Origin of the sequence: Enterococcus sp. AZ009 (genome assembly GCF_050548785.1) — a bacterium.
GTDB lineage: Bacteria > Bacillota > Bacilli > Lactobacillales > Enterococcaceae > Enterococcus_D > Enterococcus_D entomosocium.
Map to the genome: position 1 here is coordinate 1,832,058 of NZ_CP172960.1, position 12,117 is coordinate 1,844,174.

Sequence of the window (12,117 nt, forward strand, 5' to 3'; positions counted from 1 at the left end):
CGTAGAAAATTTTAAAACATTCTCATTTATTAGGCTCTTTTTCGTTGAAAATGATTAATAGCGTCGGATGCCCCCATGAAAATCAAGATACCGCCAAAAATTTGGAAGAACAGTAGCCAAGTGGCGAATGGATTCAATACGAGAACGAGTCCAGCAGCAATAATCAAAAGACTGATGATTAAGCTCGTGATGTAAGGTAAACCAATGCGTTTTTGGTTAAAGCTTGCCATTGAGCGGGTGCATCCGCTGATGGTGATCATAATCCCTAAGAAAAATGGCACGATGGCAAGTAATCCTTTAGCAAAAACTAAAATCGCAGCTGCAGCAATCAACAGTAAGATACCAGAGACCGACTGCACATTGCGATAGCCCTTTTGTTTTTCTTTGTAGCTCGTATACAAGCTGATAATCCCTAGACATGCGATGTATCCGGCAACGAGATAAACGATCGTGTTGAAAACAGATCGTGGTGCAATCAAGATAATGAAGCCGAAGACGATATATACGACGGCACGAAGCAAGTCATAGCGTTGTAATTTATCAAAAAATGCATTCATGATAATTCCTCCTTTTTTTCTTATTGTACCGAATTCTTGTTAAAATAGATATCAAAAAACCTACGAAATAGGCTAAGCCTTTTGTATCAGATGGTTTTTTGGTAGAATAAGGAAAAGAAAACAGAACGGAGAGTATTATGAGTGGGTTAACGCTAGTGATGTGTGCCTTTACGATCGTTTTATACCTTTATTTATTCGTGGTAAGGAAAGACATTCAATTTCTTGCTGTGGAGCGCAAACTAAGCAAGGTCGCCATTACGATTTTTTCAGTAATGATTATCCTATCTATGGTGATGATGGAAGAGGCACTTGATAATCGGGTGCGAGGGATCGTTTCGGGTTTGGTCTTTTTGAGCTTTGTTTTAGATAGCCGCGGCTTAGCACTTGATCGAATCATTGTCCATCCAATGAGTATCAAAGGGGTACTCTACCAAGAGATCGATCGAGTCGTTTTATTTCAAGAAAAGGAAGGGCAGCCCATCAAGATGAACTATTTTCGAAGAGGGATGAGAGGCCCATTGATGAAATTCAAGCAGCCATTAGCAGAATTGGTTGTTTTCTTGTCAGAACACTTGAATGAAGGGACACCGATCGATATTTTAGTCGATCATGATCAAGGAACAAAGGACTAAAAGACCCTCGATTACTGCCAGTTTAAGGCGTAATCAAGGGTCTTTTTTTAGGTTGAAAATTGATTAATGGAACACGCGGAAGCGCTCATCGTCACTTAGAAATTCTTTTTCGTTCGGTTCGCTTTCTTTTGAACCAAAGACTAGTTGCGCCCGTAGTTGCCAATTTTCAGGAATTGACCATTCAGCTGCAACAGCATCATCGATGACAGGGTTGTAATGCTGTAAGTTGGCACCTAATCCAGCTTCTTCTAAAGCGGTCCAAGCGTTCGCTTGAGCGATCCCATTCGATTGTTCTGCCCAAACGGGAAAGTTCTCTGCATATAGAGCAAATTGCTCTTGCAAATTTTTCACGGTATCCGTGTGAATAAAGAATAGAACGGTTCCGTAACCCGCTTTAAAACCAGCAAGTTTTTGTTTTGTCGCTTCAAACGCTTCGGGTGGTGTCAATGGTTCTATCGCAGCCTCTGTTAATGTCCACAATTTTTCGTGGGCTTCGCCAAATAAAATCACGGCTCTTGGTGATTGTGCGTTAAACGCAGTTGGACTATTTTTCACTGCTTCTTTCACAATGTCTTCGATTTCAGTGTCGGAAAGAGCCACATTTTTACCTAGCCCATAGATTGAGCGGCGCTGTTTGATTGTATCAAGAAATTTTGTCATCGTATTCCCACCTTTTCTATTGTCATAGAGTGAAGTATACATTCTTACTTAATGTTAGTAAAAGAAAATGCTTGGGACGTCAAAAAGTCAGGCAAACGCACCTGACTTTTTCTTATTGGGCATCGATAGCAATGAATTTAACGGTCACGTATTCTTCAGGGCCATATTTGCCGTTTTCACGACCAAAACCGGAATGCTTGACGCCGCCGAAGGGAGCCGCCGGATTTGAGATCGCAATGTCATTGACCCCAACCATCCCATATTGGAGGTTTTGGGCTACATTCGAGATCGTTTGCAAATTCGTTGAAAAGAAGTAGGAAGCTAGTCCAAATTCCGTATCATTTGCCGCAGCGATGACTGCTTGTCGATCCGTAAATGAGATCAATGGAATCACAGGTCCAAAGGTTTCTTCATAGTAGATAGCCATCTCAGAAGTAATCCCATCGATGACCGTTGGTGCGAAGAAGTTGCCTTTTTCGTATTCACCTTCAGTAAGCTTTTTACCACCGAGTAAAACTTTAGCTCCTTTATTTACCGCATCTTCCAACTGCTCGATGACTTTTTCAACGCCTGCTTGGTTGATCAAAGGACCAACAGTAGGGTTTTCCAGACCATTGCCGACCGTTACGGTTTCCATTTTCGCTAGTAATGTTTTGGTAAAGGCGTCTTTGATGGACTCTTCGACAAAAATTCGATTGGGGGATGTACAGACCTGACCGTTGTTGCGGAATTTTGCTGCAATTAATTTTTCAGCAGCTAAATCTAAATCAGCATCAGCAAAAACAAGAAACGGGGCATGACCACCTAACTCCAATGAAACTTTTTTCAGAGTTGGTGCTGCTTGTTCATATAATTTCATCCCAACTTTCGTGGAGCCGGTAAAGGTGATTTTTTTGACTTGTTCATTTTCGGTCAATTCTTTCCCAATCTCAGAAGAATCACCTAAGACGATATTGACGACCCCGTCTGGAAGTCCTGCTTGTTGAAAAAGCTCGCCTAAAGCTAATGCGGATAGTGGGGTTTCTTTTGATGGTTTCATAACAAGGGTACAGCCAACGGCCATAGCAGGTGCAATTTTTCTTGCAATCATGTTAGAAGGAAAGTTCCAAGGTGTGATCGCGCCAACAACCCCGATCGCTTCTTTGCGTACCAGCCAATGATTGTGTTCAGGGGCTGGAATCACTTCGCCATAGACCCGTTGCGCTTCAGCTGCATTCCAACGGAAATTGTCAACGTTAGATTGGATTTCTGCCTCCGCTTCTTTTAATGGTTTTCCTTGTTCCATACTCATGATTTTTGCTAAACGATCGCTTTCTTCCTCCATCAAATCAGCAATGACGTTCATCAAATCGGCACGTTCTCGAGGGGAGCGTTTTGACCATTCGGGAAAAGCAATCGCTGCGGCATCGATTGCTTGCTTGGTTTCCTCGATCCCTCCTTGACTGACTTTTACGAGTTCTTCATTAGTGGCAGGATTGGTAACCGAAACCGACTCTTTTGTTCCTTCAAGCCATTTTCCGTTAATCAATAACTTTGTTGGTACTTGTGGTAACTGTTGGTTCATCATGGCACTTCCTTTCAATAATGGGTTCTTATTTAACCCTAGCACGGATCAGAAAGGATGACAATTCATATGCAAGTCTCTTGATTCTCCAAATTTTTGTAAAGAACCAAAGGGGAAATGTCCTGCTCCTATCATTTTATGGTAGAATAGAAAAATAAGAATGTTTGTTCGATTCTTGGAAAATATAGTAAAATATTCAAGGAGTGAGGGACGCGTGCAACAAGTAAAAGAGCTTTTAAAAACAGTAGGATTTGTCGTGATCTTCACTTTATTCCTCTTGTTATTAAGACAGTATGTCTTTACTCCTGTGATCGTAAAAGGAGATTCGATGGACCCCACATTACATGATGGTGAGCGGGTGATTGCTTTGAAAAATACCGAGATCGAACGTTTCGATATCATAACGTTTGAAGCACCGGATGAAGCAGGCAAAAACTATATCAAACGCGTGATCGGTTTACCTGGCGATCAGGTTTCCTATCAAAACGATACCCTTTATATCAATGGACAAGCATATGATGAACCCTACTTGGATGAATTCAAAGCAGCTGTCACAGATGGCTTTCCATTGACCAGTGATTTTGATATGGGGTTATTTGGTGTTGAAGTCATTCCTGAAGGTCAAATTTTAGTGTTAGGGGATAACCGTCGAATTTCCAAAGATAGTCGTCAATTAGGTCTGATCGATGAATCAACAATTTTGGGGGATGTAAAATTTGTTTTCTGGCCAATTGCCGATTTTGGTATGGTAGGCAAAGAATGAAATTCTGCGATTGTTATTTTGTTTTTAAGGAGAGTCTCTTAAAAATAAAGACGCATTCGAAAAAGCGTGTCGCTGATTTTTTAGTGGATTTTTTTAAAAGACGATGGAGAGAAGGAGTCCTTTCATGAGTTTACGATTTATTCTTGGCGATGGCCGTTGTCGTCATGATCAAGCAGTGATAGAAAATGCAAAAAGCTGGTTAGAAAAAGACCATCAAGAAGTATTTTTCCTGGTACCTAACTACAACAAATTTGAAAGAGAGCGCGAGATCCTTCAATTACTGAAAGAGGATCGCGTAGAAGATTTTGCTTCTATTCGCGCGCAAGTGTATAGTTTTCACCGTTTGGCTTGGTTTTATCTGCAGCAAACCGGCTTGCTTTCTCAAAATGCCATCACTGAAAATGGTGCCTCCATGATCATGCGTAAGCTGCTTTTGGAACTAGAAGAAGAACTCGTCTTATACCGTGGTGAGATCAACAAAGCGGGTTTTATCCAACAATTGTTGGCTTTCTATCAAGAAATGCATACAAGTAGATTGGGGATCGAAGATTTATTAGCAGGTGGTGCTGCACCAAGCGCAACCCAAGACGAAGAAAAAAAATACAGTGAATTAGCGATAATTTTTCAACGATTTGAACAAGAACTTCTAGAGCGTGCCTTGCAAGTCGAACAACCGATCACCTTACTGACACGCTTTCTGGAAGGTTCCTTGCTGGGCGATTCCTCGGTGGATCATGCAATGCCAACCACTGTTTCTTTGAACAAAGCGCCAGATCTTTCCCACGCCTTATTTATTATCAGCGGTTTCTCCGCCTTTTCAACACAAGAGCAACAGTTGATTCAAGTACTGATGAAGAGAAGTCATGTAGTGATTGATCTTATTTTGGATCGCGGGTACCCACAAGAGATGCCCACGCCATTGAATTTATTTTACGAAGCAGGACGGACCTATTATCAGTTGATCAGTTCTGCTCGTGACAATCAAGTGAACATTTACTTAGATCAGAAACTTTCCGTCAACCAAGAGGTGGACAAAGAAGACGAGGGATCGATCCCGCAGGCATACAAGGAAGTAGAAACTTTTTGGCGGCAGACCCAATCACAAGCCAATTATCATCAGCAGACGTCCGTCAAAGACTTCTTGGCTGTCTGGAAAGTTGGGAATCCCGAAGAAGAGATTCGTCAAATCGCAGCGTCGATCCGCGGGATGATGAGTGATAAGAAACGGTACCCAACATTACGGTATCGTGATATCCAATTACTGATCGCCGAACCAGAAGTCTATCATCAGTATATTCCTAAAATTTTTACTGAGTTTGAGATTCCTTTTTATATCGATGAAGAGCAGATGATGGCGCAACATCCATTGGTTGAGTTTTTGAATGCTTTTTTTGCTTGTCAATCCTATGGCTTTCGCTTAAATGATATTTTACGGTTGCTTAGAACGGAACTTTACTTACCGGCAGCCTATCGCTCCGAAGCAGATTGGCTTGTTGGGCGTGACCAGTTTCGTAAGTTGGTGGATATTACCGAGAACAAAGCGCTGGCTCATGATTTCCAAGGAGCGAGTTGGACGAGAAACGAAGATTGGGAACTGATCGAGTATTTACAATCGGAAGAAGAAGCAGTGGACAAAGTGGATTTGACGGCGTACACCAATCAGCTTCGCAGGGCTTTCAAGCAAGATGTCGTGGATACACTCGATTGGCTGACAGCAGCTAGAACAAATCGAGATGCCGTAGAACTGCTGTATCGCTTTTTACTGAATGCGGGTGTCGAGCAACAGCTGAGGCATTGGCGAGACCAGGCAATCCAACAAGGAAAATTAGATCAAGCCCGCAATCATGAACAAGCATGGCAAGCTTTAATGGATCTGCTGGATGAGTATGCCACGATCTATGGAGATGAGCCCTTTGATTTTGCGCTCTTTGAAGATGTCTTATTGACTGGCTTAGAAAATGTCACATTCGGAAAGATCCCAACAGCGATCGACCAAGTCAACATCAACCGCCTTGATTTGGCACGTCCGAAACAAGCGAAGATCACATTTGCACCGGGATTGAATGAAACGGCTTTGCCAAGAAAAATGGAAAATAAAACATTGTTGACGAATGAAGAACGTCAGCATTTCAATCAGTTATTTAATGGTGAAAAATACCTTAGAGATACAGTGGTGGAAGGCAGTGTCAAAGAACCATTTGCCTTTTATTCTGTCTTGCTTTCAGCGACAGAGCACTTATCACTGTCCTATGCCGTTAATTTTGATACACAGCAAAACATCAAGATGTCGCCTTATTTAGACCGCGTGGTCAAGCATTTGGATGTACCACTGCAAGAGCGGGGGATCTTGACGCTAGTCAGTGACCCGAGAGACTATGTTGGCAGTTATCGTGGCCTGATCTACCAAATCAATAATCTCAGTCAGCAAGCGCAAAAAAACAAAGAGAATTTGCCTCGAGTGTGGGAGCAACTGAAACAAGCGCTGTTACGTTCGGAATGGACAGATTTAGCTGCCCAAGTATTTGAAAGCCAAACCCATCAAAATATTCCGATTCCTTTGTCTCAAGCACAAGCTGCGGCGCTATATGGCCCGTCGATCTACAGCTCCATTTCTCAGATGGAGACGTTCTATCAGTGTGAATACAAGTATTTCGTCAGCTACGGATTACGGTTAAAAGAACGGGAAGTTTATGGCTTAAATCCAGCAATGACCGGTGAGTTTTTCCATGATGCGTTGGACCGCTTTGTCAAAGTCCTAATTGCTGAAAATATTTCCTTGACCCAGTTAACTGCTGACCAACGCGTGCAATTTGTGGAAGTCGTTTTGCAGGAAATTTTTGGCGAAAGCCGTTATCGCTTACTGACGAGTTCTGCTCGGATGAATTTTATTCGGTATCAATTAGGCAAGACGATTCAGCGAGTAGCGTGGGCATTAGCGAAACAAGGACAAAAAATGCATTTTAGTCCTGAAAAGACGGAGGTGCTGTTCGGCCAGATCGCTGGCTCAAATGGGATTAACGGGATCGAATTACCATTAAGTTCTGGCGGGAAACTACATGTGCGGGGGAAGATTGATCGTGTCGATACGGCGAAAACGGAAGAAGAACAATGGCTTTCCGTTGTTGACTATAAATCTAGCAGCCGAGATTTTGACCTTTCTGAAGCCTACTACGGACTTGCGATGCAGTTGATCACGTATCTCGACGTCGCATTGACGGATGCTGTCCAACTGGTTGGTTCGCCAAAGGTTCGACCAGCGGGGGCATATTATCTGCATGTGCATAATCCGCTTTTGGACGGACAAGAAGCCAGTGAAGAAGAACGTTTAAAACGTTTCAAGTATGACGGGTTGTTTATTGACGAACCGGCTGTTTTCCCGTTACTCGATGAGGAAGTTGAAGCCAGCAAAAATTCGCCGGTATTTCCTGTTCGGAAAGACAAAAACGGCAATTATCAAAAAACAACACAGGTGAAAAACAAGTTTTATACAGAAGAAGAGCTTGAACTATTAAGAAAACACAATCGGAAAAATATGCAACAAAGTGGTGAGAAGCTGTTGAGCGGTGAAATCGCCTTAAACCCGTCTTATAAATTAAAAGACAAAAAAAGGGCGTGTGAGTTTTGTCCGTTTCGCAGCATCTGTGACTTTGATGTATTGTTGAAAGAAAATGAGTACCACCGTTTAGAAAACTTATCTAAAGATGAGATTATCCATCGCTTAAGGGAGGAAGAAGATGAGTAAGATCCCTTTAAAACCGCAAAATGAAACCTTTACGGATACCCAATGGCAAGCCATTTTTGATAAAGGGGATAATATCCTCGTTTCCGCTTCAGCGGGTTCAGGCAAAACCACCGTTTTGGTTCGGCGAGTGATTGAAAAGCTAAAAGCAGGAACGACGATCGATTCTTTACTGATCGTGACCTTTACCGAAGCAGCTGCTCGAGAAATGAAAGAACGGATTCAAGCGGCATTGCAGCAGGCCATCAATCAAGAAAGTGACGAGCAAAAGCGCCAGCACTTCGTCCGTCAGCTGCAGCTATTGCCGACAGCTAACATTTCTACCTTGCATGCGTTTTGTTTAACTGTGATTCGGCGTTTTTATTATTTGATCGATTTAGATCCAAATTTCCGCATGATGACTGATGAAACCGAAATTTTATTGATGAAAGAAGAAATCTGGACACAGCTGAGAGATCAACAATATGAAGCCAATGATGAAGCGTTCTTTCGTTTGACGGAAAATTTTTCTAGTGATCGTTCCGATGAAGGCGTCGGGGATCTGATCCTGTCTCTTTATGACTTTGCCCGAGCAAATCCGGATCCAGTAAACTGGTTAGCTCATCTAAGTGATCACTATATCGGCAAAGAAACCTTTGCTGAAAATACCCTGTACCAATCGCAAATCAAGCCGACTTTGCAAGAAAACTTGAAGACAGCGGCGCATTTGCTGCAGGCGGCGCAAGACTATGCCCGTTCTGATGAAGCGATGGAAAAAGCGGCACTATTGATCGATACCGAATTAGGAATGGTGGAAACCTTAAAGGCTCTGCTTGATTCAGACGATGTTGATGGCTTCTATGAGCAAATCCAAGTGTTGCGTTTTGCTCGCTACCCAGCTTTTCGCAAACCAGAACAAAAGGAACTCTCTCAAGAAATTAAACCTTTGCGAGATGATGCGAAAAAATTGGTTGAGCAATTGAAAGCGGCCTTTCCATACCCACCGGCTGAAATGATGGAGCTGCTTCATCGGTCCGCACCTGTCGTTGAAAAAATGGCAGCTATGACCGAAGCGTTTATGAAAGCATTCCAAGAAAGGAAACTTTCAAAAGGCCGTTTAGACTTTAATGATTTGGAACATTTCACCTTGCAGATTTTACAAGGAGACGGTAGTGGAAGTGAAGCGTCGACCTATTATCGTGATCGCTTTGAAGAAGTTTTAGTCGATGAATATCAAGACGTCAATCGGCTGCAAGAGGCAATTTTATATTGGGTGAGACAAGTCGATCATAACCCCGGCAACATGTTTATGGTGGGGGATGTAAAGCAGTCGATCTATTCGTTTCGACTAGCAGATCCGACGCTATTTATCGAAAAATACTTGGCATTTGAAACGGAGAATGGTGGGCGGAGAATCGTCTTAGCAGAAAATTTCCGTTCTCGCTCCGACGTATTGGATTTTACGAATCTAGTTTTTCAACAGCTGATGGATGAACGGGTTGGACAAATCCCTTATGATGAGGCGGCAGCCTTGATTACCGGTTTTCCTCATTTTCCAGAAAGCGACGCCTTTGCCACAGAGCTCTTGTTATATGAAAAAGAGCATGAATCCGAAGAACAATTGATCGATGACAAAACAGAGGGTGAAATGCAGATTACTGCATTGAAGATTCGAGAGTTGATTGAATCAAAATTCATGATCTATGACAAAAAAGCCAAAGCAAATCGACCAATCACTTACAACGATATCGTCTTATTGACCCCTACACGTAAAAACAATCTTGTCATTTTAGATGTCTTTAAGCAGTTTGGGATTCCGATGGCGGTGAATGATGCTCAAAACTATTTTCAGGCAACGGAAATCCAAACCGTCGTTTCTTTGCTGCAAATCATTGACAATCCGTACCAAGATATCCCCCTTGTGGCGGTCTTGCGTTCGCCAATCGTCGGCCTAACAGAAGATCAATTGGCTGAGATCCGTTTAGCAAATCGTTCCAGCGACTACTATGATGCAGTATTGGATTATCATGTTCAACAAGAAGAGTCACCCTTGTGGCAAACGGTGGATGGGTTTTTAGCCAAACTAAATCAATGGCGCGAAGAAGCACGCAGATTACCGATCCCGACCTTATTATGGCAAATCTATGAAGATACTGCTTACTTGGATTATGTTGTGGGACTTCCTGCAGGACAGCAGCGTTATGCAAATTTAGTGGCATTGATCCACAGAGCCGAAAAATACGAAAAGAGCAGTTTCCGTGGTTTGTACCAATTCATTCGCTTCATCGAAAAAATGCAAGAAAAAAACAAAGATTTGGCGGAGCCTGTGGCTACTCCTGTAGAAGATGCCGTTCGAGTGATGACCGTTCATGCAAGTAAAGGCTTGGAATTCCCTGTTGTGTTCTTACTGGATACAACAAAATTCTTTAACTACCAAGATTTTCAAAAACGCTATATCTTTGAAGAACAGCTGGGAGCTGGGATCCAATATGTGAATCCAGCAGAAAACCTTAAATTTGAGACACTGCCGTTTCAAGCCATCAAGCAAGTTCGTTTGAAAAAAGCCTTGTCAGAAGAAATGCGAAAATTATACGTAGCATTGACACGAGCAGAGCAGAAGCTTTTCTTAGTGGGCTCCTATAAAAATCAAGCGGATGCCTTTAAGACTTGGCAATCTGGCCTGACACAAGCCGAGATGGTTCTTGATCCTGCATTACGGCTTGTTGCCCGGGGGAGCTTGATGGATTGGGTCGGACGGACCCTGATGCGCCATCCAGATATGGAAGCAGTATTCTCTGAAGCGTCAGAGCGCAAGCGGACGATCGATCATCCTGCTCATTTTCGTCTGTCATGGTGGAATCAAGAAACGATCACGCAACAAGTCCAAGAGACCCTTGCGCCAGTCGAGGAGTCTAAACGATTGCTTGCGCCAGATAGCAATATCGATGATCTTTTGAAACGCCTAGCATATCGCTATCCTTATCAAAAAGCGACCCAAACGACTAGTTATCAATCTGTATCAGAATTGAAAAGACTCTATAACGATCCCGATGATCAACAGACCACTTTGTTGGAATGGCGGTCGGTTTCCGAGAAGACGAATCCTCAGCAATATCGCTACGTACAGGATGAATTGGCGAAACCAAAATTTCTGCAAGAAACGAAGCCTCTCGCCAGCAGTATCGGGACAGCAACACATACGGTTTTGCAAATGATCCCATTAGGAATGACGCCAACACAAGATACTTTGGAGCTCCTGATTGCTGAACTCGTGAAAAAGCAATTTTTTTCTGAAGAAATCGCCAAAAAAATTGACCGATCGAGCATTTTGTGGTTTTATCAAACTGAACTAGGTGAACTGCTGAACCGTTCCTCTGCTGTGGTGAAGCGGGAGCAGCCGTTTTCGATGCTAAAAGAGGCTGATACGATCTTTGAAGGGTTTGACGAACCAGATGCGCCGCTTTTGATCCATGGTATTATCGACGGCTATATTGAATTGGCGGATGAAATCATTTTATATGACTTTAAAACAGATGATGTTTTCGGCAGTCAGGCTCAGATTGAAAAGAAAATGCGCGAACGATATTATGGTCAATTGAAACTCTATTGCCAAGCATTGGAGAAAGCATTGAGCAAACCAGTGAAACAGACCTATTTAGTGCTGTTAAAACCTAAAATGATCGTGGCATTCTAGCTGATCGATCCTAGTTTCTTACAATTCGTAAGTCATATGCTATAATAGGTAAAAGAGGTGATGGAGAATGATAAAAGTAGAATCGGATTATGCCCTTTGTCCTAAATTTGAAAAAGCTTTTTCTATTTTAGGCAAAAAGTGGAACGGCTTGATCATTGATGTCCTTCTTGAAGACGGCAAACAAAGATTTGTTGAGTTAGCAAACAAGATTCCTCAAGTGAGTGATCGGGTGTTAGTCGAACGCTTGAAAGAATTAGAGCGGGAAGAAATTGTCTGCAAAGAAAACAATCTTTACTGCTTGACGCCAAGAGGTATTGCTCTTGAAAAGAGTATGATGAGTGTGAAGCGTTGGGCAGAAACCTGGGTGCGTGAGGAAGAATGCAGTTGATTTCTCACCGGAAATTAGGTAAACTAAGCTTAAATGAATAGATAAAAAGCGTTGATAGAAACTAGTAATTTGGCTGAATCAGAAAAAGGGAGACTTGTCACAGACTGAAAGCAAGTCCTGTATTCGAAAAATGAATTTCAC

General features: G+C 42.5%; 8 protein-coding genes. 5 read left to right on the forward strand and 3 right to left on the reverse strand.

Annotation, left to right across the window (positions count from 1 at the left end):
- Positions 1–29 precede the first annotated feature (29 nt).
- Entirely contained in the window at positions 30–557 is a 528-nt protein-coding gene (locus IGJ74_RS08715) for an HdeD family acid-resistance protein (protein WP_087664164.1), read from the reverse strand.
- A gap of 137 nt (positions 558–694) precedes the next feature.
- On the opposite strand from IGJ74_RS08715, the gene IGJ74_RS08720 reads away from it, so the two are divergent.
- On the forward strand, positions 695–1,189 hold the full coding sequence (locus tag IGJ74_RS08720) for a hypothetical protein (protein WP_005226198.1): 495 nt from the start codon (positions 695–697) through the stop codon (positions 1,187–1,189).
- 63 nt (positions 1,190–1,252) lie between these two features.
- Here IGJ74_RS08720 and IGJ74_RS08725 read toward each other — a convergent pair whose 3' ends face one another.
- Together IGJ74_RS08725 and IGJ74_RS08730 are read right to left on the reverse strand one after the other, a co-directional pair.
- On the reverse strand, positions 1,253–1,849 hold the full coding sequence (locus IGJ74_RS08725; RefSeq protein WP_074933687.1) for a nitroreductase family protein: 597 nt from the start codon (positions 1,847–1,849) through the stop codon (positions 1,253–1,255).
- A gap of 112 nt (positions 1,850–1,961) precedes the next feature.
- Positions 1,962–3,413 (reverse strand): NAD-dependent succinate-semialdehyde dehydrogenase, encoded by a 1,452-nt coding sequence (locus IGJ74_RS08730; RefSeq protein ID WP_010748421.1) that lies wholly within the window; start codon positions 3,411–3,413, stop codon positions 1,962–1,964.
- Between the two features lie 214 nt (positions 3,414–3,627).
- Here IGJ74_RS08730 and lepB point away from each other — a divergent pair, with 214 nt between their 5' ends.
- The 4 genes from lepB to IGJ74_RS08750 all read left to right on the forward strand — a co-directional run bounded on the left by lepB (position 3,628) and on the right by IGJ74_RS08750 (position 11,976).
- Positions 3,628–4,176, forward strand: a complete 549-nt coding sequence (gene lepB / locus IGJ74_RS08735; RefSeq protein WP_087664163.1) for a signal peptidase I — start codon at positions 3,628–3,630, stop codon at positions 4,174–4,176.
- 124 nt (positions 4,177–4,300) lie between these two features.
- Positions 4,301–7,918, forward strand: a complete 3,618-nt coding sequence (locus IGJ74_RS08740; protein WP_087664162.1) for a PD-(D/E)XK nuclease family protein — start codon at positions 4,301–4,303, stop codon at positions 7,916–7,918.
- Complete coding sequence (gene addA / locus IGJ74_RS08745; RefSeq protein ID WP_218193447.1) at positions 7,911–11,588, forward strand: helicase-exonuclease AddAB subunit AddA; 3,678 nt, start codon at positions 7,911–7,913, stop codon at positions 11,586–11,588. The genes IGJ74_RS08740 and addA overlap by 8 nt, the downstream gene beginning before the upstream one ends.
- Positions 11,589–11,655: 67 nt before the next feature.
- Positions 11,656–11,976, forward strand: coding sequence for a winged helix-turn-helix transcriptional regulator (locus IGJ74_RS08750; protein WP_005226192.1), 321 nt, complete (start codon positions 11,656–11,658; stop codon positions 11,974–11,976).
- Positions 11,977–12,117 lie beyond the last annotated feature (141 nt).

Excerpts from the sequence above, each read along its gene's own strand:
- addA (WP_218193447.1), top strand. The coding sequence starts at position 7,911 with ATGAGTAAGATCCCTTTAAAACCGCAAAATGAAACCTTTACGGATACC.
- IGJ74_RS08750 (WP_005226192.1), top strand. The coding sequence starts at position 11,656 with ATGATAAAAGTAGAATCGGATTATGCCCTTTGTCCTAAATTTGAAAAA.
- IGJ74_RS08715 (WP_087664164.1), bottom strand. The coding sequence starts at position 557 with ATGAATGCATTTTTTGATAAATTACAACGCTATGACTTGCTTCGTGCC.
- IGJ74_RS08740 (WP_087664162.1), top strand. The coding sequence starts at position 4,301 with ATGAGTTTACGATTTATTCTTGGCGATGGCCGTTGTCGTCATGATCAA.
- IGJ74_RS08725 (WP_074933687.1), bottom strand. The coding sequence starts at position 1,849 with ATGACAAAATTTCTTGATACAATCAAACAGCGCCGCTCAATCTATGGG.
- IGJ74_RS08730 (WP_010748421.1), bottom strand. The coding sequence starts at position 3,413 with ATGAACCAACAGTTACCACAAGTACCAACAAAGTTATTGATTAACGGA.
- IGJ74_RS08720 (WP_005226198.1), top strand. The coding sequence starts at position 695 with ATGAGTGGGTTAACGCTAGTGATGTGTGCCTTTACGATCGTTTTATAC.